The following is a 24863-nucleotide window of genomic DNA, read 5'->3' as shown; positions in this document are numbered from 1 at the left end:
GCATCGCCGGCGACTGTCGTTAAGATCACCATCTAGTAATACGCATGCAATATGAATAAGATACGCCAGAATGCGAACTCATAGCAACATATTTTCATCACTATTTGTTCGTTTCTGTTCGTTTTTGATTTTTAAAGAGACAAGCCCATGATTTTGAATCCCCGCCAGCGCCGCCTGCTCGAAGTGGTGCGCCAGAAGGTCACCATGTCCGTCGAAGAGCTGGCCCAGCAGTTGGGCGTGACGCCGCAAACCGTGCGCCGCGACGTCAAGCAGATGGAAGAAGCGCGCCTGCTGGCCCGCTACCACGGCGGGGTCGGCTTGCCCTCGTCCGTGGAAAACATCGATTACAGCCAGCGGCAAGTGTTCAACAGCGAGGCCAAGCGGCGCATCGCCGCCGCCGTCGCCGCGCAAGTGCCGCACGGCTGCTCGCTCCTGATCAATATCGGCACGACGACGGAGGAAGTGGCGCGCGCGCTGGGCCGGCACACGGGCTTGCACGTGGTGACGAACAACCTGAACGTGGCCGCCATCCTGGCCGACAACGCCGCCTGCGAAGTCATCGTGGCCGGCGGCGTGGTGCGCGGGCGCGACCGCGGCATCGTGGGCGAAGCCACCATCGACTTCATCCGCCAGTTCAAGGTCGACATCGGCATCATCGGCATTTCCAGCATCGACGAGGATGGCAGCCTGCGCGACTTCGACGCGCGCGAAGTGAAGGTGGCGCAAGCCATCATCGAGCAGTCGCGCGAAGTGTGGCTGGTGGCCGACCAGCACAAATTCGGCCGCAAGGCGCTGGTGCGGCTGGCCGACCTGGCGCAAGTCGATATCCTGTTTACGGATGCGCCGCCGCCGCCCCGCTTTGCCGAAGTACTGCGCGAAGCGGGCGTGAAGGTGGTGCTGGCCTGAGCGGGCCGCATTTCTGCATCAAAACCTCGCACTGTCGCGTGGGCAATACGTCGTATGTGGGCAAGCACACGGAATGATATGAAATATTTATCAATTCGGCAAAAATCCTGTTACCATTGATGCAACATGAGTTATTTTTTTAATCTTCCTCTCTGGCAATACGATTATTCGCTTGATATTGTTTTTTATCTATCCAGAGCAAGAAAAAAGGAAAAACTCTTTGCCGGTAAGTGATTTCCTGTGAAAACAGTGTTAGAAATACCTCAAGCACGATGATTGTTCCCAAACAAACCACTCGACAGCAAGCGTGAAGGCCTTAACCATGCCGGCAACGCCGCCCAGTGAAGGAAAAGAAATGAGCCATAATTTTGAAACGGCCGCCATGCCGCAAGCCGCCCACCCGAACAGCATCCCCGTCAGCGAGCTGGAAGCCCATCTCGGTTACTGGCTGCGTTTCGTCTCCAACCACGTTTCCCACAGCTTCCAGAAAAAAGCCGAGGCCAATGGCGTGACGGTCTCCGAATGGGTGGTGCTGCGCGAAATGTTCCGCCTGGGCTGCACCTCGCCCACGGTGCTGGCGCAAGTGTCCGGCATGAGCAAGGGCGCCGTATCGAAACTGATCGACCGCCTGGAAAGCAAGGGCATGGTCAGCAAGTCGATCCTGCTGGCCGACCGCCGCCAGCATTCGATCGAACTGACCACGGAAGGCGAGGCGCTGGTGCCCGTGCTGGCCGGGATGGCCGACCAGAACGACGAGGAATTCTTCGGCAAGCTGCCGCGCCAGCTGCGCGACGACCTGCTCGAAGCGATGAAGGAAGTGGCGCGCACGCACCAGCTCAAGAACGCCCCGCTGAACTAGCAGCAGTCATGTATCAGCAAGGGTGACACGGTGGCGCGGGCGCTTCGGCTATGATGCTGGCCTGACCGTTTACCAGGAACCCGCATGGCCCTGCACATCGAAACTCCCTTGCTCAACTCGCGCGCCCTGAGCCTGCACAGCGAACGCGCCATCTGGCTCAAGCTCGAAGCCTTGCAGCCGCCCGGCTCCTTCAAGATCCGCGGTATCGGCCTGGCCTGCGAAGAATACGCGCGGCGCGGCGCCAGCCGTTTCATCTCCTCTTCCGGCGGCAATGCCGGCATCGCCGTCGCCTATGCGGGACGCCAGCTGGGCATCCCCGTCATCGTCGTCGTGCCGGAAACGACCAGCGAACGGGCCAAGGCCCTGATCGCGCAGGAAGGCGCCGAAGTCATCGTGCACGGCGCCGCGTGGCAGGAAGCGAACGCGCTGGCGCAGTCGATGCTCACGCCGCAAGACGCCTTTTTGCATCCGTTCGACGACCCGCTGCTGTGGCAGGGTCACGCGGGCATGATCGATGAAGTGGCGCGCGCGGGCCTGAAGCCGGACGCCGTGGTGCTGTCGGTGGGCGGCGGCGGCTTGCTGGCCGGCGTGGCCGAAGGCTTGCAGCGCAATGGCTGGAATGACGTGGCCCTGGTGGCCGTGGAAACGCAAGGCGCCGCCTCGCTGGCGGCGGCCGTGGCCGCGCGCGAACACGTGGCCCTGCCGGCCGTGAGCAGCATCGCCACGTCGCTGGCCGCGCGCCAGGTCTGCGCGCAGGCGTTTGCCATCAGCCAGACGCGCCTGCTGCACAGCGTGGTGGTGTCGGACCGGGCCGCCGTCGACGCCTGCCAGCGCTTCATCACCGACCAGCGCCTGGTGGTGGAGCCGGCCTGCGGCGCGGCACTGGCGGCCGTCTACGGCAAGGCGCCGGAACTGGCGCCCTACCGCAAGGTGCTCGTCATCGTCTGCGGCGGCGTGACGGCCACCACGCAGCAGCTCGACCACTGGAGCGCCACCCTGTAAGTAAAACCTACGGCGCCGCCTCGAGCAGCGCCACGCCATCGCGGCCCTGCCCCTTGGCGGCATACAGGGCCTGGTCGGCCAGGTCCAGCAACTGCGCCGGAGTCAGCGCGCCTTCGCGGAAGATGGCGATGCCGATGCTGGTCGTCACCGGCAGGGGGCCGCTGGCCAGCGCGAAGGGCTGGCGGATGGCGTCGATGATCTTGGCGCCGACCTGGCGCACTTCGGCCGCGCCGTTCACGCCTTCGAGTATGATCACGAATTCATCGCCGGCCAGGCGCGCCACCAGATCGCTGGCGCGCACGCTGCGCACCAGGCGCGCGGCGAATTCCTTCAGCACCTCGTCACCCGCCTTGTGTCCCAGGCTGTCGTTGATGGCCTTGAAACGGTCGATATCGAGATAGGCCAGCGCCATCGGCGCGCGCGCGGCCCGCGTGCGCTGCATGCTTTGCGCCAGCTGCTCGTCGAAGCGGCGCCGGTTGGCGATGCCCGTCAGGGTATCGGTGGCGGCGGCAGACTGCAGCGCCGTGTGCACCGCCTTGGTCTTGGTGATTTCGTGGATCAGGCCATACACGCCTTCCACCGCGCCGCTCTCGCCCACGTCGGGCACGTAACTGGTCTGGAAGGCGCGCGGGCCGGCCTCCCCTTCGCCGCCGATGGTAAATTCATATTCGACCTCCTCGCCCGCGAAGGCGCGCCGCAGGTAGGCTTCGCGCAATTGATACGCCTCTTCGCCGAGCACGTCGCGGATCGACTGCATCAGGCTTTCCCGCTGCGACCTGCCGAACCATTTTTCAAACGTGGCGTTGATGAACTGGTAGCGGTGCTCGCGGTCGATATACACGATCACCACGGGCACGTGGTCCGTCAGCAGTTTCAGGCGCCGCTCGCTGCCGCGCGTCTGCGCCTCGGCGATTTCGCGCTCGGCCACCAGCGAGTAAAAGTCGCGGCTCAAGTCGCCGATTTCGTCGCGCCGCTCAATTTGCAGCACATCGATGCCCAGGCGATGACGGCGGATCTCATGCACCTGGTGGCGCAAGCGCGCCAAAGGCTGCAACAGGCGCAGCACCACGCGCCAGCCGGCCAGGCCCGCCAGCGCTGCCAGCAGCACGGCGGCCAGCAGGATCTTGCTGCGGATGGCGTGCAGCGGCGCGAACGCGTCGCTCATGGGATAGACGGAAGCCAGTATCCAGTCCGTCGAGGCGATGCGGTGGTAGGCAAACAGGGCATCGACGCCTTGCGAGGTGGTGCCCGTCAGCCAGCCCTCGAAACCCTGCATGGCGCGCCGCGTCGGTATGCTGATCGGGCCATGCGCTTCGATATGCTGCATGATGCGCGACTTGTCGGGATGCTCGACGATCACGCCTGCGCTGGTCATGATGTACAGGTAGCCGCCCGGACCCGGCTTGAGCGCGCCCAGGCGCCCCAGGAAATCGGGCTGGCGCAGGTTCACGCTGGCCGCCAGCACATAGCGCACGCCGCCCTGCGCGTCGAACACGGGCTGGGTCACCACGACGATGGGCATGCCGGAAATGCTGCCGTTGAGCGGCGCGGAAATCACCGAGCGCCGCGTCGCCAGCGTCTGTTCGAAGTAAGGACGGCCCTTGACGTTCAACCCCGCCTGCGGCTTGAAGGGACTCACGCTGGCCAGGACAACGCCGTCGATGCCGACCACGCCGGCCGAATAGAACTCCTTGCTCAGCACCGTTTGCGCGGCCAGGAAGCGCTGCAGGCTGGCGCCGTCGTGCGCGCCGCCGGCCGCCAGGCTGTCCGCCATCGCGCGCAGCACATTGCGCTTCGCGTCGAGTTCTTCATCGATGAAGACGGCGGCGCTGGACAGCGATACGTACTGCTGGCGCCCCGTCACGTCGCGCATGCCGCGCTCGGCCACGGCCAGGGTGGCCAGCGCCAGCGAGGCGACCGCGCCCAGCACGAGCAGGAAGACGACCACGCTCATGCGCGCCTTCAGGCTGGCGGGCACGTGCCGGCGCAGCCATTTGCGCCAGGTCGTCACGGCCGCTGCTGCAAATGCCGGCACAGACGCCCGACCGACTCTTCCAGCGCCAGGGCGCCCGTGTCGAGGGTCAGCGCGGCCGCCAGCGGCGCTTCGTAGGGAGCGGACACGCCCGTGAATTCGGCGATCTGCCCCGCGCGCGCCTTCGCGTACAGGCCCTTGACGTCGCGCGCCTCGCACACGGCCAGCGGGGTGCTGACGTGGACTTCGATGAAATGCGCCGTGCCGATGATGGCGGCGGCCATGGCCCGGTCGGCGCGGCTGGGGGAAATGAAGGCGGCGATGACGGTCAGGTCCGCGCCGTTCATCAGGCGCGCCACTTCGGCCACGCGGCGGATGTTTTCATGCCGGTCTTCGGGCGTAAAACCCAGGTCGCGGTTCAAGCCATGGCGCAGCTGGTCGCCGTCGAGCAAGGCCACGGCGCGGCCCTGCGCCTTCAGCGCCTGCGCCAGCGACAGGGCGATACTGGTCTTGCCGGCGCCGCTCAAGCCCGTCAGCCAGACCGTCGGGTGTTGTACTGCTGTCATCACACTGCCTCTCTGTTATAGAGCTGGCAATATAACAAAGCCGTGCCGGAAAGGACAGATTTTCAGGCCGCGCTGCGCGCCTCAAGCAGCAACTGTCGTATCTCCGGTACGCAGGAGCCGCAATTGCCGCCCGCCTTGACGCAGGCCGTCACCTGCGCCGTCGTCGTCAGCTTCTGTTCCACGATGGCCGCGCAAATGGTATTGCGCCCCACGCCAAAGCACGAACACACGGTGGGGCCGGCGTCCATGCCCTTGCCGATGGGCTGGCCCAGCAGCACGCCGGCGCGGTCGGCCGCATCGAGCTGCGCGTGCGCAAACAGGCCAGCCAGCCAGCTGCGCGACGGCAGGTCGGGACGGGGCGACACGTACACGCATTGCGCGATGCGCCCCTCGTCCAGGTGCACGGCGCGGTACACGCCCGCGCTGGTATCCGCATAATCGAGCCAGTCGGCATTCTCGTCCGTCACGCCCAGCAGCGCGCGCGCCCAGGCGCCCAGGTCGTCGATGCGCTGGCGGCCGGCCAGTTCGTAGCGCAGGAATTGCTCGCCCTGGATGCGCGTCCAGTGCGCCACGCCGTCCAGGTTCAAGGGCGTGCGGCTCAGGACAAACGCATGCCAGTGCACGCGGAATTGCTCGATGCGCACGGGCGTGTGCTTGAATTCCGGTTCGCCCGAGACGGGGTCGACGACGGGGTTGACGACGGCGCCCACGCGCGCGTCGGACGCATTCGCGTCGCTCCAGTGGATGGGCACGAAGACCTGGCCGCGCGCGATGCCGCCGCCATGCACGACGCGCGCCACCATCGCGCCCCAGGCGCTGGAAATGCGCGCCAGCTCGCCTTCGCGCACGCTGTACAGCAGCGCATCCTGCGGGTGGAGGTCGATGAAGGCTTCGGCGACGTGGCCCGACAGCTTGGCCGCCTTGCCCGTGCGCGTCATCGTATGCCACTGGTCGCGCACCCGGCCCGTGTTCAGGATCAGCGGATAGTCCTCGTCGGGCATGTTGCGCGGCGCGCGCGGCGCCGTGGGAATGAAGCGCGCGCGCCCGTCCGCATGCGCGAAACGGCCGTCGCCGAACAACCTCGCCTGGCCCTGCGGCCACTGCTGCGGCGCCAGCGCGTCGTATTGCGCGGCGCTCAGCGCCGCCAGGTGCGACAGATTGAACAGGCGCGCCAATTCCCCCTCGTTGCGGAAGGCGGACAGGCGCGCGTGTTCGTCGAAAATGGCCTGCGGCGACGCGAAATCGAAGCCGGCATAGCCCATGCGCCGCGCCACGTCGCACAGCACGTCCCAGTCGGCGCGCGCTTCGCCGGGCGCCGGCAGAAACGCCCGCTGGCGCGAGATGCGGCGCTCGGAATTGGTCACCGTGCCATCCTTTTCACCCCAGCCAAGGGCTGGCAGCAGCACGTCGGCATGGACGTTCGTGTCCGAGCCGGCGCTGATGTCCGACACCACCACCAGTTCGCACTTGGCCAGCGCGCGGCGCACCTGGTCCGCGTCCGGCATGCTGACCAGCGGATTGGTGGCGATGATCCACACGGCCTTGACCTTCCCGGATTCGATCGCGTGGAACAGTTCCACGGCCTTCAGGCCAGGCTTGTCGGCCATGCGCGGCGAGTCCCAGAAGGTTTGCACTGCCTCGCGGTGCGCCTCCTTGTCGAGGTCGAGGTGCGCCGCCAGCATGTTGGCCAGGCCGCCCACTTCGCGCCCGCCCATGGCGTTCGGCTGGCCCGTGAGGGAAAACGGCCCCATGCCGGGCTGGCCGATGCGTCCCGTCGCCAGATGGCAGTTGATGATGCTGTTGACCTTGTCCGTGCCGCTCGATGACTGGTTCACGCCCTGGGAAAACGCGGTGACGACCTTGCGCGTGGTGGCAAACGCCTGGTAAAACGCCAGCAAGGCGTGCGGGTCGACCTTGCACATGGCCGCCACCTGCAAGGGGTCGCTGCAATCCACGTGGGCGGCCGCCAGCGCGTCGTCGAGGCCCGCACTGTGCTGCGTGACGAAAGCGTCGTCGATCGCGCCTTCCCGCGCCAGATAGCACAGCAAGCCGTTGAACAGCCACACGTCGGTGCCCGGTTTGACGGGCAGGTGCAAGTCGGCCAGCTCGCAGGTGGCCGTGCGGCGCGGGTCGATCACCACCAGTTTCATGTGCGGCCGGGTTTCGCGGATGCGGGCGATGCGCTGGAACAGGATCGGGTGGCACCAGGCCGTGTTCGAGCCCACCAGCACCACCATGTCGGCCAGTTCCAGGTCGTCATAGCAGCCCGGCACGATATCCTCGCCGAACGCGCGCTTGTGGCCAGCCACGGCGGACGACATGCACAGGCGCGAATTGGTGTCGATATTCGCGCTGCCCACATAGCCCTTCATGAATTTGTTGGCAACATAATAATCTTCCGTCAGCAGCTGGCCCGAGACATACAGGGCCACGGCGTCGGGGCCGTGCTCGGCGATGATGGCGCGCAAGCCGCCGGCCACCTGGTCCAGCGCGGCGTCCCAGGAGGCGCGCCGCAGCACGCCGTCGACGCGCACCTGCGGCTGCAGCAGGCGCTGGTCCAGGTCCAGGGTGTCGCCCAGCGCCGAGCCTTTCACGCACAGGCGGCCCTGGTTGGCCGGGTGGGCCGTGTCGCCGGCGATGCGGATGGCGCCGTCGGGCAGGCGTGTCGCTTCCACGCCGCAGCCGACGCCGCAGTACGGGCAAGTGGTTTTCACGGGCGTGCAACTAGTCATGAAAGTATCCTGTTGGTCGCTGTCAGGCGGCCTGGGCGCACAGCGCCTGGCCAAACAATAAATGGGCGCGCAGCTTGCTGATGTCGCGGCGCTGCTGGATCAGGTCGAAATACCAGGGACCGTCCTGCACGTCGCCATACAGCACGGCGCCGGCCAGGCGGCTGCCCTGCACCACCAGGCGCTTGTAGACGCCGCGGCGCGGATCGCGCAGCACCAGGTCTTCGCTGCCTTCGCCGCCGATGATGTCGCCGGCCGAATACAGGTCGATGCCCGTCACTTTCAGTTTGGTGGCGCTGGCCTGCTGCACGTAGCGGCGGTGGCCCGCGCCGGCCAGGTGCGCGCCGCACACGCGCGCCTGTTCCCAGATGGGCGCCACCAGGCCGAAGGTGGCGCGCCGGTGCTGCACGCATTCGCCCACGGCGTACACGCGCGGGTCATAGCTTTGCAGGCAGTCGTCGACGACGATGGCCCGCTCGCAGTGCAGGCCGGCCGCTTGCGCCAGCGCGATGTTGGGGCGCACGCCGGCCGTCATCACCACCAGGTCGGCGGGAATGCTGCTGCCGTCCGCAAACTGCACGCCTTCCACGCGGGTGCTGCCCAGAATGGAAGACGTTTGCGCCTGCATCAGGAAACGCAGGCCGCGCGCTTCCAGCGCCGTTTTCAGCAGCATCGAGGCGGGTGCATCCAGCTGCTGGTTCATCAGGGCGCCGCTCATGTGCACCACGGTGACGTCCATGCCCTGGCGCTGCAAGCCGTTGGCCGCTTCCAGCCCCAGCAAGCCGCCGCCGATGACCACCGCGTGGCGGTGCTGGCGCGCCGCCTGCAGCATGGTGTCGACATCGCTGATATCGCGAAAACCGATCACGCCGGGCAGCGCATGGCCCGGCACGGGCACGATGAAGGGCGTCGATCCCGTGGCCAGCAGCAGGCGGTCATAGGCAACCGTGATGCCGGACAGCGACTGCACCGTGCGCGCCTTGCGGTCGATGCGCACGACGGGGTCGCCCGCGTGCAGGGTGATGCCGTTGTGCGCATACCAGTCGCGCGTATGCAGCATGATATCGTCCACCGACTTTTCGCCGGCCAGCACGGGAGAGAGCAGGATGCGGTTGTAATTGCCGTGCGGATCGGCGCCGAACACGGTGATGTCGTACAGGTCCGGCGCGAGTTTCAAGAGTTCCTCGACCGTGCGCATGCCGGCCATGCCGTTGCCGACGACGACCAGCGAGGGACGCGCAGTGGCCCTGACTGGCGGATTCACAGGGCCACCCACACCATGTCCGCAAACACGCGCGCCGGCCAGGCGGCGACCGAGTGTTCCGGCGCTTCGATGCACTCGCCGCTGGCCAGGTCGAAATGCTGCTTGTAGATGGGCGAGGCGACGACGACGCGCTCGCCGATACTGCCCACGAGGCCCCGCGACAGCACGGAAGCGCCCGCGTTCGGGTCGATATTGTCGATGGCGTACACGCGCGGCGCGGCGTCGCCGACGCGGAACACGGCCACGTGGCGCCCATTGAGCAAGGCGCACACACCCGTGTCGGGCACGATGTCAGTCAAGGGGCAGATGGCCACCCAGTTGTCGGCGGTAGCGCCGGAAAGTTCATTCATCGCATTCATGGCTCAAGCCTCCACGGCAAGGATGGGGATCACGGTGCCGCGGCGTTCGTCAAGCGTGGCGGGCCGGATCTGGCCCCGCTCTTCGACGAACACCACGTTTTCATCGTTCTTTTCGCTGTTGACGAAATGGCGGAAGCGCTGGCGCACGGCGGGGTCCGTGACGGCCGCTTTCCATTCGCACGCATAGGTGTCGACCACGTGCTGCATGTCCGCCTCCAGTTCGTGGGCGATGCCCAGGCGGTCGGCCACGACGACGGACTTCAGGTAATCGAGACCTCCTTCCAGGTTGTCGCGCCACACGCTGGTGCGCTGCAGGCGGTCGGCCGTGCGCACGTAAAACATCAGGAAGCGGTCGACGTAGCGCACCAGGGTGGCTTCGTCGAGATCGGACGCCAGCAGTTCCGCATGGCGCGGTTTCATGCCGCCATTGCCGCACACGTACAGATTCCAGCCCTTTTCCGTGGCGATCAGGCCGATATCCTTGCCTTGCGCCTCGGCGCATTCGCGCGTGCAGCCGGAAACGCCGAACTTGATCTTGTGCGGCGTGCGCAAGCCCTTGTAGCGGTTTTCCAGCTGGATGGCAAAGCCCACGCTGTCGGCCACGCCGTAGCGGCACCAGGTGGAGCCGACGCACGATTTGACCGTGCGCAAGGATTTGCCGTAGGCGTGGCCCGACTCGAAGCCGGCCGCGATCAGTTCTTCCCAGATGGCTGGCAACTGGTCGACGCGCGCGCCGAACAGGTCGACCCGCTGGCCGCCCGTGATTTTCGTGTAGAGACCGTATTTTTTCGCCACCATGCCCACGGCGATCAAGCCGTCGGCCGTCACTTCGCCGCCCGGCATGCGCGGCACGACGGAATAGGTGCCATCCTTCTGGATATTGCCAAGGAAATAATCGTTACTGTCCTGCAAGCTGGCGTGCACGGGAGAGAGCACGAAATCGTTCCAGCAAGAGGCGAGGATATTCGCCGCCACGGGCTTGCACACGTCGCACCCCAAACCCTGGCCATGCGCACCCAGGAGCGCGCCGAAGCTGCGGATCTTGCCCACGCGCACCAGGTGGTGCAATTCCTGGCGCGAGTACGCAAAGTGTTCGCACACGTGGTTGTTGACGGCCAGGCCCTGCTTCTGCATTTCCGCCTTCATGATCTGCGTCACGAGCGGCACGCAGCCGCCGCACGCGGTGCCGGCTTTCGTGCAGGATTTTAGTGCCCCGATGGTCGTGGCGCCCCCGGCGACGGCCGCGCACAGCACGCCCTTCGACACGTCGTTGCACGAGCAGATTTGCGCCGATTCGGGCAAGGCGTCCACGCCCAGGCCCACCTTTTGCTGGCCGTCCGCCTGCGGCAGGATCAGGAATTCGGGCGATGCCGGCAGCTCGATTTTATTGAGCATCATCTGCAGCAAGGTGCCGTATTCGCTGGCGTCGCCCACCATCACGCCGCCCAGCAGGTATTTGCCGCAATCGGAGACGACGATCTTCTTGTAGATCTGCTTGCGCTCGTCCATGAACTGGTAGGAGCGGCTGCCCGGCGCATTGCCGTGCGGGTCGCCCAGGCTGGCCACGTCCACGCCCATCAATTTGAGCTTGGTGCTCATGTCGGCGCCCTTGAACGATGCTTCGCCCGCTTCTCCTTCTTCCTCCTGCAGCACATGGCGCGCCGCGATGCGCGCCATTTCATAGCCGGGCGCCACCAGGCCGAAGACCAGGCCGCCCCACAGCGCGCATTCGCCGATGGCGTAAATATCCGGGTCGGAGGTGACGCAGCTGTCGTCGATGGCGATGCCTCCCCGTGGCCCCACCTCCAGGCCGCAGGCGCGCGCCAGCTCGTCGCGGGGGCGGATGCCGGCCGAGAAGACGATCATGTCCGCTTCCAGGTGGCTGCCGTCGGCGAACTGCATGCGGTGCGTGGCCGCTTCGCCGTCAAGGATGGCCAGGGTGTTCTTTTGCGTGTGCACGGTCACGCCCAGTTCCTCGATCTTGCGGCGCAGGACGCGCGCGCCGCCCTCGTCCACCTGCACGGCCATCAGGCGCGGCGCGAATTCCACCACGTGGGTGTCCAGCTTCAGATCGCGCAAGGCTTTCGCGCATTCGAGGCCCAACAGCCCGCCGCCGATCACCACGCCCGTGCGGGACTTGGCGCCCCAGGCCAGCATGGCTTCCAGGTCTTCGATGGTGCGGTAGACGAAGCAGCCGTCGCGCTCCTTGCCCGGCAGCGGCGGCACGAACGGCGTCGAGCCGGTGGCAAACACGAGTTTGTCGTAGATCAAGACTTCGCCCGTGCTGGCCGTGACGGTTTTCGCGGCGCGGTCGATGGACACGGCACGCGCATTGAGCTTCAGCACGACGTTGCCCTTGTCGAAGAAACCGGGCGCCACCAAGGAGAGGTCGTCGGCCGATTTGCCGCTGAAAAATTCGGACAGATGCACCCTGTCGTAGGCGGGGCGCGGCTCTTCGCACAGCACGGTGACGTGCAGGTGCGGCGCGTTTTCCAGGGCCAGGCGTTCGAGGAATTTATGCCCGACCATGCCATGGCCAAGGACGACGATGTTCAAGGGGTGGTTCATTGCTGTCTCCTCAGGCCGCGGCCATGTTCGGTTCGGCCGCTTCGCGCGTAAAACGCACGGCGATGGCGCACAGGGCCGAGATCACCACCAGCGCGCTGAGGATGATCAAGGTCTGGCGGATATCGCCCGTGCCCTTCATCAGGAAACCGGCCGCCACGGCGCCCACGTTGCCGCCCGCGCCGATGATGCCGGCCACGCCGCCCAGCGCGCGGCTGTCGATGAAGGGCACCAGCGCATAGGTCGCGCCGCACGCCATGTGGGTGAACAGGCCGAAGACCAGCATGGCGATGACGGCATACGTGACGCTGTCGACCTTGGCAAACCACAGCAAGCCCACGCCTTCGCCTATCATCAGCATGAACAGCAGGGTCACGCGGCTGTTCAAATTGCCGCGCAGGGCCAATTTATCCGACATCCAACCGCCCAAAGCCCGGGCAAACAGGGCCAGCAAGCCGAAGCTGCCGGCGGCCAGTCCCGCCGATTTCAAGGACAGGCCGAAATGGTCGACGTAATACACGGCGGCGATGTTGTGGATGAAAATCTCGATGCCGAAGCAGGCGCCGTAGGTGACGAACAGCAGCCACACGCGATAATTGCTGCTGGCGGCCTTGAAGCTGTCCCAGCCACCGGCCGGAGCATGTCCGGCCTTTCCACCCTCGATAGCCACGCCAGCGGCGCGCAAGTCCGCGTAATTACCTTCCGGGCAATCCTGCGTATAGCGCCAGTAGAGGGCAGCCATCACCAGCATCAGCACGCCCGGCACCAGCAGCGCGATGCGCCAGCCCAGCGATTCGGACACGCCCAGCATCAGCACGGCGCCCAGCAGCAAGGGCATCAGCGCCTGCGCCGCGCCGCCGCCCGCATTGCCCCAGCCGGCGGCGGCCGCATTCGCCGTGCCCACCACGCGGGGCGCAAACATCACGGAGGTGTGATATTGCGTAATGACAAAGCTGGCGCCGACGGCGCCGATGCCCAGGCGGAAGAACAGGAAGCTTTCATAGCTTTGCGACGCGGCCACGCCCAGCACGGGGATGGCGCCCAGCAGCAGCAAACCCGTGTAGGTCTTGCGCGGGCCGTAGCGGTCGCACAAGGGCCCCACGATCAGGCGCACGAGGATGGTGATGGCGACGGCCGCAATATTGATATTTGCCACTTGCGCCAAGGAAAGGCCGAACTCGCCCTTGATGACAGGCATCAGGGGTGCGCAGGCGAACCAGGCGAAGAAACACACGAAAAATGCCATCCACGTCAGGTGGAATGCGCGCATGGGCGGCGTGGCGAGGGAGAAGAGCGCGATGCGCGTTGCTTTTTGGCTGGCCATGATGGTTCCCGAAGTATCCCGTTGATAAAACAAAACGGCGCCCGCCCCCGCCGATGAGAAAAATCAGCCTGGGCGGACGCCGTTGTCCATGTGGTCCGTCGTTGGACCGTTGTGCGTTTATTCAGGGGATCGCCGTTGATCCGTATCTCTTGTGTAGCAAGCGCCGTGCCAGCTTTTGCAGGGGTACGCGACGCCATTTGCACTGGCTTTGCGCCAGATCATGGCCAATCACGGTGCAAGCACGCCACTTGCTGGTGCATGCGGGAACCGGCACGTGGCAACTCTTGTCTAACTTACCATCTGAAGCAGTTGCGGGAGGCCACGATGCTCAAGACACTGCGCCGCTGGCGGCCACCCTGGCCGCCATGGCTCGCCTGCGTGTGTGCCGGCGTGTTGCTCATAACGTGGAGCAACAGTGTCGCCGCGCAAGAGCCGAAGGAGCACAGCGAACTCGACGCCACTGTCGTCGCACCCTTCCGCGCCGCGCTCGGTGCACGGACAACGCAGGCGCGCACCTTTCTGGTCCGCCTCGCCTATCCCGACGCGGGGCGCGCGCATGCGGTGCGCTGGACCTTGACCTTGTCCGGCCCGGGGCCGCAAGGCGCCGTGCTGCGGCACTGGTCGGGCACGGAACAGGTAGGGGCCGGCGGCCAGAGCGTCGCCTTACCCTGGGATGGCCGCGCCGACGCCGATGCGCGCGCACGGCGCGTGCCGGTCCCGGACGGTTTATATGAACTGCGCCTGCTGGCCGTGGCCGATGCGGGCACGCCGCAGGAAGCGCAGGTGGAACAGCAATGGCACATCCAGGTGCAGCGAGGGGCCGGCGCGCCGCCCAGGGTGCCCGCCTTCCAGGCGGGCTTGCAGCAACTGCCCAGCCTGGATGGCCAGCTTGCGTACCGCATCGTCTACGCCAACCTGCACAGCCAGACGCGCCACAGCGACGGCGGCGCGGCGCTCGATGCCTGCCATGGCGCGCAGGAACCGCAGACGGCGCCCTTCGGTCCCATCGATGCCTACAAGTATGCGCAGCAACATGGGCTCGACGCCCTGCTGACATCCGAGCACAACCATATGTATGACGGTTCCGATGGCACCAACGCCGCTGCCATCCCGGCCGAAGCGACAGCCCTGTACCAGACGGGGCTGGCCGAAGCGGCCGCGTATACCGCCGCCCATCCCGGCTTCCTGGCCCTGTACGGCATGGAATGGGGCGTCATCAACAAGGGCGGCCACCTGAACATCTTCAATAGCGACCAGTTGCTGGGCTGGGAAAGGAATGCCCTGGGCGAGCTGCTGGCCGACGTGGAAACGCCGAAAAGCGATTACGCTGGCCTGTACGCGCTGATGCGCGAACGGGGCTGGATCGGGCAATTCAACCACCCAGCCTATGCGGGACAGTTTCTCGTCGATGGGCAGCCGCTGGGCTACACGCCGGATGGCGACGCGGCCATGGTGTTGTGCGAAGTCATGAACACGTCCGCTTTTTCCACCAACGACGAGGAAACGGAAACGCGGCGCAGCAACTACGAGGCGGCCTGCAACCGGGCCCTGGCGGCCGGCTACCACGTGGCCTTCAGCAGCAATCAGGACAACCACTGCGCCAACTGGGGCGCGGCTTACGGCAACCGCACGGCCGTGCTGGTGGCCAGCCCGGCCGCCGGCATGCCCGTGTCACGCGACCGCTTCCTCGACGCGCTGCGCGCGCGCCGCGTGTTTGCCACCATGGACAAGCACGCGCAACTGCTGTTCACGGCCAACGGCAAGCTGATGGGCGAGCGCTTCGACAACCACGGCCCCTTGCACCTGGCCATCAGCTTCAGCAACAGCGCGGGGCGGCAAGCGGCCGCCGTTGCCATCTTCCACGGCGTGCCGGGAAGCAATGGCTCCGTCACACAGGTATCGGAGCAGGCCGAGCTCACCCTCACGCCCGCGCCCGGCCCCCATTTCTATTACGCGCGGCTGACGCAGGACGACGGCAATATCGTCTGGTCGGCGCCCGTGTGGGTCAATCAGTTGCCGTGACGGTGACAGCGGGGGCGGAATGCCGGGCCATCAGTTCGGCGACCCAGTCGATGAAGACGCGCAGTTTCTTGCTGACATGGCGGTTCGGCGGATAGGCGAGATGGAGCGGCATGGCGTCGACCGTCCATGCGGGGAACAGCGGCAGCAGCTCGCCCCTGGCCACGTGCGGCCGCGCCATATAATCGGGCAGCCACAGCACGCCCAGCCCCGCCACCCCGGCCGCCAGGTAGGCGTTGCCATCATCGATCGACAGCACGTACTGGCCGTGGATCTTCACGCTCTTGCCCTCGCGGTGCATCACGTACGGAAAGCCGTTGCCGCTGCGTCCCCAGCGAAAGCGCACGATGCGGTGCGCGCTGTCCTGCAAGTCCAGCGGATGCAAGGGCGTGCCCACCCGTTGCAGGTAGGCAGGCGCCGCATACACGCCCAGCGGCAAGTCGGCCAGCTTGCGCGCCATCAGCGACTGGTCGGTGATGTCACCGCCACGTATCACGCAATCGACATTGTCGCCGATCACGTCGACCATGCGGTCGCTGGCGCCCATGTCGAGCACAATATCGGGATACCGCGCATGAAACCCGGGCAGCGCCGGCACCAGCAGCAAAGCGGCGAGCGGACTGGGCACGTCCACGCGCAACTGGCCACGCGGCAAGGCAGCGGCATGCGGCAAGCTCGTTTCGATTTCTTCCAGGGTGTCGAGCACCTGCACGATACGCTCGTAGTAGACGGCGCCATCGGCCGTCACATTGACTTTGCGCGTGGTGCGGTTCAGCAACTTCAGGCGCAGCCGCGCCTCGAGCTGCTGCACCAGCTGCGTCACCGTCGTGCGGCTCATATGCAAGGTCGCGGCCGCCCGCGTAAAACTGCCCGTCTCGACCACCCGCACGAATGCCCGCATCGTATCCAACTTGTCCATCCACACCTCCGCCACCCGATTGTTTGGATTATACAAACAGTGCAGGCGATTCTGGCCGCTTTATCAGCAAGCTGGCAGCAGATAAAGTGTTCTCCAGGCAGCAACTTCGCTGCATCAACAAAGGAAAGCTGATGAAACGCGACGTCGTATTCCCTCCGGGCCGCCAAGCCCTGTATGAGCAGAACCGCTATTCGCCCGCCGTGCGCGCCAACGGCCTGCTGTTCGTGTCGGGACAGGTCGGCAGCCGCGAAGACGGTTCGCCCGAACCCGGGCTCGAAGCCCAGGTCCGGCGCGCCTTCGACAACCTGAATGCCATCTTGCAAGCGGCCGGCTGCTCGTTCGACGACGTGCAGGACGTAACCATCTTTATCGTCGACCCGCAGGCCAACTTCCAGCGCATCTGGGATATCGTGCAAGCCGGTTACTGGGGCGAAGCCCCCCACCCCACCGTCACGGCCGTTGGCGTGACGTGGCTGTATGGTTTCCAGTTCGAGATCAAGGTAGTGGCCAGGCTGCCTGGCCACCACACTGCCCCCGGAAGCGCGCAGGAAAAATAGCGGCAGGTTTTCCCCTCGCACGATTGCCCGCCGCAAGGTGCGCTGGCGCTGATCTATGGCAACATGGCAGCGCCGTTTGGACAGCATGTTGACAGCAAGGCGGCGCAACCGACGAATGCCAGGAAACGGAATGAAGCCAAAAGCGCTGATCATCGCCAATATTGAAGCGTTCTTGCTGGAACCGCTGACCGCAGCGGGCTTCAAGTTCTCGCCAGGCCAGCTGACCTTCAAGCGCGCGCGGAACGAATTCGTCCAGACCATCCATTTCCAGGCCAACCGCCATAACGAAGAGCATGTCTGCGTGGCATTCTGGAGCCACTATCAGGTTTCATCCAGATCCTACACCTCATGGCACAAGGCGCGCTACGGTCATGAACCTGCCAATCCCATCGTTGGCGCCGTGGCTGACTGGAATATTCCGAACTGGCAATGCGCGAGCGTGAACGGCGAAGCGCATCACCAGCTCGTCGATCCGGCCCGGAGTGCGACAGTCATGCACTGCCTGCGGCACAATCTGCACACATTGGCCCTGCCCTGGCTTGAGCGCCTTTCCAATTGGGAAAATGCCGCCCTGAGCCTGGTCGAAGCGCAAGACGCGCATGCCAGGGCCTGCGATTTTTATCTGATGGCGGGCCAGCAGGAAAAAGCCCTGTGGGCACTGAACGAGGGCCTTGCCTATTGGAAGAAAAATCCCGGCGCCTCTTTTCCCGAAGAAAAAGAAGCAATCGCTTTACGGATGGAGAAATACTTCAATGCCTAAACACGCTACGCCATGACCGAAATTACTTGTCCCTACGACGGCGACTGCGGGCGCCGCTTCGACAGCAGCGCCATGGATGCCCCGGATGCTGCGTTTTTAAACACGGCTATCGGCAAGAAAATGACGTTCATGTTCCTGCACTGCCCCGCATGTGCAAGGATGTTCCAGTTCAATCCGGTCGCCTGGATAGCCCAGGCTTGCGAGACGGCTGCGCCCAGGGCCGCCAAAGTCGCGAAGAAAAACGGCAAGCAGCTGGAAAAATTGCTGGCCAGGGAAAAAGTGACCGTGCCCCGGACCTATCTCGCGCACCTTCGCAGCGCAACGTCACTACCCGGCGTGGCGATTTTCAAGGACGAAGAGCCCTTCACGCTGTGCAGCCTGGACGCGCTGTGCCAAGACGTCGATGTGGATGGAACCAGCTACCTGGCAGTCAGGCAGCTGGCCGGCTTTGCGCAGGCCCTGGCGCAAGCGGCGGGAACGGGGTCGAAGCAGGCAGCACCGTTCAGCCTTGCCGAGCTGGCGGCTTGCCTGGCCATCGGCGAGGAAAACACGCGCATCCTGTTCATCGACAGCCGCGACAACGATGCACTGTGGATCTATCACTGCGACGGCGGCGATGTCGAACCGACGCGGCTCACCTTGACCTCGCTGATCGGGCCTGGCGTATGCTGAAAGGCGCGACACGCCGCAGATTCTGCGGCCGGCGTCCATTCCAGCAAACAATATTGGAAAAGCATGCTATTTTTTAAGTAGTCGCCCATAGACACTGGTTCCTCACAGCAATCCATGGCACCATGGCTGCGCCGTTTTGCCTGCAACGCGGCCTCCATCGGACCAACCAGGAACCCTACATGTCGTCATATCGCATTCTCGCCAGCAGCATGCTGCTCGGCCTGGCCGCAGCGGGCATCGCCCATGCACAAGCCCCCGCGCCCGCCGCCGCCAACACCGATCCCCACCTGTGGCTCGAAGAAGTCCTCGGCGACAAGCCGCTGGCCTGGGTCAAGCAGCACAATGCCGTCACCACCAAGGAACTGGAAGCCCAGCCCGGCTTTTCGGCCCTGCAGGCGCGCCTGAAAACCATCCTCAATTCCAAGGAACGCATTCCCTACGTCAGCAAGGAAGGCGAGTATTACTACAACTTCTGGCGCGACGCCCAGCACGTGCGCGGCATCTGGCGCCGCACCACGCTGGCGCAGTACCAGCAGGCCGAACCCGCATGGGAAACCGTGATCGACCTCGACCAGCTGGCCGCCGGCGAGAGTGAAAACTGGGTCTGGGGCGGCGCTTCCTGCCTGTATCCGAAGGGCGAACGCTGCCTCATTTCCCTGTCGCGCGGCGGCGGCGACGCCAAGGTGGTACGCGAATACGACGTGGCCAAGCGCGCCTTCGTCGAGGGCGGCTTCACCCTGCCCGAAGCGAAGGGCAGCGCCAGCTGGATCGACCAGGACACCCTGTTCGTCTCCACGGATTTCGGCCCCGGCTCGATGACCAGCTCCGGCTACCCGCGCATCATCAAGCAGTGGCAGCGCGGCACGCCGCTGGCGCAGGCGCAAACGCTGTATGAAGCCAAAGCCGACGACCTGAGCGCTGGCGCCTACAAGGATTTCACGCCCGGCCACGAACACCAGTTCATCGAGCGGCAAATCGATTTCTACAGTGGCGAAATGTTCCTGCGCGACGGCACCGACTTGAAGAAGGTGCCGAAACCGGACGATGCGACGGCCTTCACGGTGCGCGACCAGCTGGTCATCACCCTGCGCTCGGACTGGAAAGTCAACGGCAAGACCTATGCGCAAGGCTCATTGCTGGCGACCGACTTCAAATCCTTCATGCAGGGCAAGCAGGTGCTGGAAGTGCTGTACGCGCCCACGGCCACGTCGTCGCTGGACAATGTCACGGCGACGAAATCGGCCATCCTCGTCACCACCCTGGACAAGGTCAAGAACCGCCTGACGGAACTGCGCCACGTGAACGGCAAGTGGCAGCGCCGCGCCGTCGATGCGCCCAAGCTGGGCACCCTGGCCGTCAGCGCGCTCGATCCCGTCGACTCGGACCAGTACTTCCTGACGGTGACCGACTTCCTCAACCCGACCACCCTGTACCTGGCCACGGCGCAAAGCGACAAGCGGACAAAGATCAAGTCGCTGCCCGCCTACTACGACGCGGCGCCGTACAAGGTGGAGCAGTTCGAATCGACGTCGAAGGATGGCACCAAGGTGCCGTATTTCGCCATCATGGGCAAGAAGACGAAATTCGACGGCAGCAACCCCACCGTGCTGTATGGCTACGGCGGCTTCGAAGTGTCGCTGAAACCGAGCTACAGCGGCACCACGGGCGTCGCGTGGCTGGAAAAAGGCGGCGTGTACGTGCTGGCCAATATCCGCGGCGGCGGCGAATTCGGCCCCCGCTGGCACCAGGCGGCGCTGAAGGAAAACCGCCAGCGCGCGTATGACGATTTCATCTCGGTGGCGCAGGATTTGATCCAGCGCAAGGTCACCAGTCCGCGCCACCTGGGCATCATGGGCGGCAGCAATGGCGGCCTGCTGACGGGCGCCGTGCTGGTGCAGCGTCCCGACCTGTTCAACGCCGTCGTCAGCCAGGTACCGCTGCTCGACATGCGCCGCTATAACAAGATGCTGGCGGGCGCCTCGTGGATGGGAGAGTACGGCGACCCAGACGTGCCGGAACAATGGGCGTACATCAGCAAGTACTCGCCGTACCAGAACGTCTTCAAGGACAAGAAATATCCGCGCGTGCTGTTTACCACCTCGACGCGCGACGACCGGGTCCATCCCGGCCATGCGCGCAAGATGGTGGCGAAGATGGAAGAGCAAGGCCACGACGTGCTGTACTGGGAAAACACGGAAGGCGGCCATGCGGGCGCCGCCAATAACGACCAGCAGGCGCTGATGTGGGCACTGACCTACACCTTCCTGCTGGAGCAGCTGAAGTAAGGAAGTCGATAAACCCGGCCTGACGGCCCCCGCAAGACAGAACGCCTGCACCGGATTCCGGCGCAGGCGTTTTTTTCATGGGCCTACTTCGCCTGCGCGCTGGGGCGCTCGGCGATGCGGTCGCGGTAGGCCTGCAGGTGCTGCAAGCCTTCCGCGCCGGGGCGGTACTTCATCAGGCCGCGCGCAAACTCCAGCGCGCAGAAGGCCGTGATGTCGGCAATGGTGAAGCGCTCGCCGGCGATGTACGGCTGCTGCGCCAGCACCTGGTCCAGCCACTGCGCCGTCTCGCGCAGCTTGCCCGCCTGCGCCGTGGCGAAATCGGGAAACTGCGGGTTTTCCAGCGCCACCAGGGCCGGATGGCCGTGGCGCACCCAGTTGGCGGCGGCGCTGAACAAATGCAGTTCCACGCGGCGGTCGGCCATTTCGATGAACGCGCGCTCTTCGAAACCTTCGCCCATCAGGTTCGGCTGCGGCTGCAAGCCTTCCAGGTAGGTGCAGATGGCGCGCGTCTCGGTCAGCACGCGTCCGTCCGCCAATTCCAGCACGGGCACGCGGCCCAGCGGGTTTTTCGCCAGGAAGGCGGGATCGCGGTGCTGGCCCGCCATCAGGTCGAGCGCCACTTCCTCGATGCCGGTGATGCCTTTTTCGGCGATGAACATGGTGACGCGGCGTGGATTCGGCGTGCGGGGGCTGATATACAGTTTCATGTGCAAGTCTCGTCTCGTTAGGGTGGTTGACAATCAGGTGCGGCACCGGCCTGTGGCAAGGCGGTCAGGCGCCCATCATACCAGCGCACCGCCATGGTGCGGCGCTCCCGGCGCGTTGACTTTGCCCCCGTTTCCACTTAGATTGCTGTACGGGAACGCTGGCTTCCAGTTCCAGCGATGTCCCCCAACCGCCATCAACGCTCGCAGCCTACCCGGCCGGCGGGCGTTTTACCCATGAACGAAGGGCATACCATGCATCGCACACCGACTCCGCGTTTCCGCCGCAGCCAACTGGCCGCCGCCGTCCTGGCCCTGGCCGCCGTCACGGCCTTTAGCGCTGGCCACGCCGCACCCGCCGCCAAGTACGCCTCGGCCAGCCACTCCCCTGGCACCACCACGCAGCTGCCGCGCGGGGTCACGCCCTTGCACTACATCCTGTCGATCACGCCGGACGCCGCCGCCTCCACCTTCAAGGGCGCAGCCGCCATCAAGGTGGCCGTCGACACGCCGACGGCCAGCATCACTTTCAATACCCTGAACCTGGCGTTTGCCGCCGCCGCCATCGAAGGCGCGGGCGGCAGCAAGCAGGTGACGCGCAAGATCGATATCGACGCGGACAAGCAGACGGCCACCGTGCATTTCGCCGAGCCGCTGGCCAAGGGCGAGTACCTGTTGCGCATCGACTACACCGGCAAGATCGGCACGCAGGCCACGGGACTGTTCTCGCTCGACTACGACACGCCGCAAGGACGCCAGCGCGCGCTGTACACGCAGTTCGAAAATTCGGACGCGCGCAGCATGCTGCCGTCGTGGGATGAACCGGACTACAAGGCCACCTTCGCGCTGGACGTGGTCGTCCCGAGCAGCCAGATGGCCGTCGGCAACATGCCGATCGCCAGCAGCGAAGAACTGGGCAATGGCATGAAACACGTGTATTTCGCCACCACGCCGCGCATGTCGACGTATTTGCTGTTCTTCGGCCTGGGCGACTTCGAGCGGGCGACAAAGATGGCCGACGGCACGGAACTGGGCGTCATCACGAAGAAGGGCGCGCTGGCGCAAAGCCGCTTCGCGCTCGACGAGTCGGCCGCCCTGCTGCGCGAATACAACGATTATTTCGGCGTGCGCTACCCGCTGCCCAAGCTCGACAACATCGCCGCGCCGGGCCGCAGCCAGTTCTTCGGCGCCATGGAAAACTGGGGCGCCGTGTTCACCTTCGAATACGGCTTGCTGCTCGACCCGGCCATCTCGACCCAGTCGGACAAGGAAAACATCTACACCACCCTGTCGCATGAAATGGCGCACCAGTGGTTCGGCGACCTGGTCACCATGCGCTGGTGGGACGACCTGTGGCTCAACGAAGGCTTTGCCTCGTGGATGGAAAGCCGCACCACGGAGCGTTTGCACCCGGAATGGAACACGACCCTGTCCAAGGTGGGCGGGCGCGAATCGGCCATGAGCCAGGATGCGCTGCGCACCACGCATCCGGTGGTGCAGCGCATCGCCACCGTGGAACAGGCCAGCCAGGCCTTCGACGGCATCACCTACCAGAAGGGCAAGGCCGTGATCAGCATGCTCGAAGCGTACGTGGGCGCCGACACGTGGCGCACGGCCGTGCGCAGCTACATGCGCAAGCATGCGTATGGCAATACGGTATCCGACGACCTGTGGCGCGAAGTCGACGCGGCCGCGGGCAAGCCTGTCAGCGCCATCGCCCATGATTTCACCCTGCAGCCGGGCGTGCCCATGATCACCGTGGGCGACGCCGTGTGCAGGAAGGGCAATACGCGCGTGACCCTGACGCAGACGGAATTTTCCAAGGACCAGCCGGACAAGAAACCGCTGTCGTGGAAAGTGCCCGTCATCGCGTCGACGGTCGGCAACGGCAAGCTGGCCCGCGTGCTGGTCAAGAATGGCAAGGCCACCCTGAACGTGCCCGGTTGCGGCGCCCTGCTGGTGAACGCGGGCCAGAGCGGCTACTACCGCACCCTGTATGCGCCGGCCGGCACGCACGCGCTGGCGGGCAGCTTCGCGCGCCTGGCGCCGATCGACCAGCTGGGCTTGCTGGCGGACAGCCAGTCGCTGGGCATGGCGGGCTTGCAAGACCCGGCCGCTTTCCTGGAACTGGTGAAGGCCACGCCCCTGTCGGCCGACCCGCAAGTGCTGGGCCGCGTGGCCGGCTCGCTGAACGGCCTGTATGAACAGTATGCGGGCGACACGGCGCGCCAGCAGGCTTTCGCCCGCTTTGCCATGGCGCGCCTGGCGCCGATGATGGCGCAGACGGGCTGGGAAGCGCACGCGGGCGAAGCATCGAGCGTGGCGACCCTGCGCGGACGCCTGATTGCCATCCTCGGCGACATGGGCGAGCCCGGCGTGATCGCGGAAGCGCGCCGCCGCTACGCGGCCAGCGAACAGGATCCGTCCGCCATGCCCGCGCCGCTGCGCCGCACCATCCTGGGCGTCGTGGCCCAGCATGCGGACGCCGCCACCTGGGAGCAACTGCACGCCAGGGCGCAGCAGGAAAAGACGCCGCTGGTCAAGAACCAGCTGTACGACTTGCTGGCCTCGACCGACGACGCGGCCCTGGCGCAGCGCGCTCTGGCGCTGGCGCTGACGGATGAACCTGGCGTGACCAACAGCCCGGCCATGATTTCGCGCGTGTCGCGCAGGCATCCGGAACTGGCGTTCGACTTCGCGCTGGCCCACCTGGAGCAAGTCAATGCGCGCATCGACGCCAGTTCGCGCAGCCGCTACTTCCCGCGCCTGGCCGCCGGCTCGGCGCAGCCGGAAATGATCGCCAAGCTGGAAGCGTATGCGCAGGCCAACCTGCCGGCCAGCGCGCGCGGCGACGCCGACAGTTCCGTGGCCGGCATCAAGTACCGCATCAAGGTGCGTACCGAGCGCCTGCCGGCCGTCGATGCATGGCTGGCCAAGCAAACGGGCTAAGCGCCCGCGCCCGGCGCCGCAGTATGGCGGCGCCGGGCATTTTCCGGCCCAGCACAAAAATCCGGGCAAAAAAAACCGGCTTCGCAAGTCGCGGCAGCCGGTTGAAACGCTGTTTCAGAGCGCAGGGATAAAACGGAAAACACATGAAAAAGTGGAAATCGTGCCGGTCATTGAGGTGTCCGGCAACCTTGCGCCCGGGGTTTCCGTGCGCCATGTATCCACTATGCCAGCCCTTCACTTAGTCAGGCTTAGGACTTCATTAAAGCCCCTTCATTTTCCCGCTTTCACCCTGCATGCCTTGCCATCGCAGCAATTTCACGCTGCGCCGGCCTGTCTGGTGCCGATGGTTGAGCTCACCGGCTAAGCTGTTGAGTCATGCCTGCATCCTATCGCTCCCGGAACGTAGTGATTTGCGCACCGCATGCTGTGTGCCAACAAAAGCATCATAACAG

The 24863-nt window shown here is 65.2% G+C and carries 19 protein-coding genes; 10 read left to right on the top strand and 9 right to left on the bottom strand.

What is annotated here, in order from left to right; genetic code table 11:
* The first annotated feature begins 147 nt into the window (after window positions 1-147).
* From NCG91_RS00410 to NCG91_RS00400, 3 genes are all read left to right on the top strand, one after another.
* Complete coding sequence (locus NCG91_RS00410; protein WP_180278743.1) at window positions 148-906, top strand: DeoR/GlpR family DNA-binding transcription regulator; 759 nt, start codon at window positions 148-150, stop codon at window positions 904-906.
* Between the two features lie 355 nt (window positions 907-1261).
* Entirely contained in the window at window positions 1262-1765 is a 504-nt protein-coding gene (locus NCG91_RS00405) for a MarR family winged helix-turn-helix transcriptional regulator (RefSeq protein ID WP_251348126.1), read from the top strand.
* 84 nt (window positions 1766-1849) lie between these two features.
* Window positions 1850-2767: a pyridoxal-phosphate dependent enzyme gene (locus NCG91_RS00400; RefSeq protein WP_251348125.1), complete on the top strand. Its 918-nt coding sequence runs from the start codon at window positions 1850-1852 to the stop codon at window positions 2765-2767.
* A 7-nt stretch (window positions 2768-2774) separates the two neighbouring features.
* Here NCG91_RS00400 and NCG91_RS00395 read toward each other — a convergent pair whose 3' ends face one another.
* From NCG91_RS00395 to NCG91_RS00365, 7 genes are all read right to left on the bottom strand, one after another.
* Window positions 2775-4778 carry a diguanylate cyclase domain-containing protein gene (locus tag NCG91_RS00395; RefSeq protein ID WP_251348124.1) on the bottom strand — a complete coding sequence of 668 codons (2004 nt, stop codon included), beginning with the start codon at window positions 4776-4778 and terminating at the stop codon, window positions 2775-2777.
* Window positions 4775-5305: an adenylyl-sulfate kinase gene (cysC, locus tag NCG91_RS00390; protein WP_285816998.1), complete on the bottom strand. Its 531-nt coding sequence runs from the start codon at window positions 5303-5305 to the stop codon at window positions 4775-4777. Before cysC ends, NCG91_RS00395 begins: the two co-directional genes overlap by 4 nt.
* A gap of 62 nt (window positions 5306-5367) precedes the next feature.
* On the bottom strand, window positions 5368-8037 hold the full coding sequence (locus tag NCG91_RS00385; protein ID WP_251348123.1) for a nitrate reductase: 2670 nt from the start codon (window positions 8035-8037) through the stop codon (window positions 5368-5370).
* 22 nt (window positions 8038-8059) lie between these two features.
* On the bottom strand, window positions 8060-9298 hold the full coding sequence (locus NCG91_RS00380; protein ID WP_251348122.1) for an NAD(P)/FAD-dependent oxidoreductase: 1239 nt from the start codon (window positions 9296-9298) through the stop codon (window positions 8060-8062).
* Window positions 9295-9648: a nitrite reductase small subunit NirD gene (nirD, locus tag NCG91_RS00375; RefSeq protein ID WP_099667321.1), complete on the bottom strand. Its 354-nt coding sequence runs from the start codon at window positions 9646-9648 to the stop codon at window positions 9295-9297. The genes NCG91_RS00380 and nirD overlap by 4 nt, the downstream gene beginning before the upstream one ends.
* Before the next feature lie 12 nt (window positions 9649-9660).
* Window positions 9661-12225 (bottom strand): nitrite reductase large subunit NirB, encoded by a 2565-nt coding sequence (gene nirB, locus NCG91_RS00370; protein WP_251348121.1) that lies wholly within the window; start codon window positions 12223-12225, stop codon window positions 9661-9663.
* 10 nt (window positions 12226-12235) lie between these two features.
* The gene (locus NCG91_RS00365; protein WP_251348120.1) at window positions 12236-13546 is read right to left on the bottom strand and encodes an MFS transporter; all 1311 of its coding nucleotides are present in this window, start codon (window positions 13544-13546) and stop codon (window positions 12236-12238) included.
* A 324-nt stretch (window positions 13547-13870) separates the two neighbouring features.
* Here NCG91_RS00365 and NCG91_RS00360 point away from each other — a divergent pair, with 324 nt between their 5' ends.
* On the top strand, window positions 13871-15568 hold the full coding sequence (locus tag NCG91_RS00360; RefSeq protein ID WP_251348119.1) for a CehA/McbA family metallohydrolase: 1698 nt from the start codon (window positions 13871-13873) through the stop codon (window positions 15566-15568).
* Here NCG91_RS00360 and NCG91_RS00355 read toward each other — a convergent pair.
* Window positions 15552-16484 carry a LysR family transcriptional regulator gene (locus NCG91_RS00355; RefSeq protein WP_251348118.1) on the bottom strand — a complete coding sequence of 311 codons (933 nt, stop codon included), beginning with the start codon at window positions 16482-16484 and terminating at the stop codon, window positions 15552-15554. The genes NCG91_RS00360 and NCG91_RS00355 overlap by 17 nt on opposite strands.
* Window positions 16485-16612: 128 nt before the next feature.
* On the opposite strand from NCG91_RS00355, the gene NCG91_RS00350 reads away from it, so the two are divergent.
* From NCG91_RS00350 to NCG91_RS00335, 4 genes are all read left to right on the top strand, one after another.
* Window positions 16613-17041, top strand: coding sequence for a RidA family protein (locus tag NCG91_RS00350; protein ID WP_251349198.1), 429 nt, complete (start codon window positions 16613-16615; stop codon window positions 17039-17041).
* 130 nt (window positions 17042-17171) lie between these two features.
* Complete coding sequence (locus NCG91_RS00345; protein ID WP_251348117.1) at window positions 17172-17801, top strand: DUF4304 domain-containing protein; 630 nt, start codon at window positions 17172-17174, stop codon at window positions 17799-17801.
* A 12-nt stretch (window positions 17802-17813) separates the two neighbouring features.
* Window positions 17814-18473, top strand: coding sequence for a hypothetical protein (locus NCG91_RS00340; RefSeq protein WP_251348116.1), 660 nt, complete (start codon window positions 17814-17816; stop codon window positions 18471-18473).
* Window positions 18474-18652: 179 nt separating this feature from the next.
* Window positions 18653-20758: a prolyl oligopeptidase family serine peptidase gene (locus NCG91_RS00335; protein ID WP_251348115.1), complete on the top strand. Its 2106-nt coding sequence runs from the start codon at window positions 18653-18655 to the stop codon at window positions 20756-20758.
* A gap of 83 nt (window positions 20759-20841) precedes the next feature.
* Here NCG91_RS00335 and NCG91_RS00330 read toward each other — a convergent pair whose 3' ends face one another.
* On the bottom strand, window positions 20842-21465 hold the full coding sequence (locus NCG91_RS00330; protein ID WP_099667313.1) for a glutathione S-transferase family protein: 624 nt from the start codon (window positions 21463-21465) through the stop codon (window positions 20842-20844).
* Window positions 21466-21717: 252 nt separating this feature from the next.
* Between NCG91_RS00330 and NCG91_RS00325 the strand changes: the two genes are divergently transcribed.
* Together NCG91_RS00325 and NCG91_RS00320 are read left to right on the top strand one after the other, a co-directional pair.
* Window positions 21718-24411 (top strand): M1 family metallopeptidase, encoded by a 2694-nt coding sequence (locus tag NCG91_RS00325; protein ID WP_251348114.1) that lies wholly within the window; start codon window positions 21718-21720, stop codon window positions 24409-24411.
* Window positions 24383-24775 (top strand): hypothetical protein, encoded by a 393-nt coding sequence (locus tag NCG91_RS00320; RefSeq protein WP_251348113.1) that lies wholly within the window; start codon window positions 24383-24385, stop codon window positions 24773-24775. The genes NCG91_RS00325 and NCG91_RS00320 overlap by 29 nt, the downstream gene beginning before the upstream one ends.
* Window positions 24776-24863: the final 88 nt, after the last annotated feature.

Source organism: Janthinobacterium kumbetense (assembly GCF_023703445.1).
Classification (GTDB): domain Bacteria; phylum Pseudomonadota; class Gammaproteobacteria; order Burkholderiales; family Burkholderiaceae_D; genus Janthinobacterium; species Janthinobacterium kumbetense.
The sequence above is the reverse complement of the archived record's forward strand: the minus strand, read 5'-3'. Positions and strand labels throughout refer to the sequence as shown.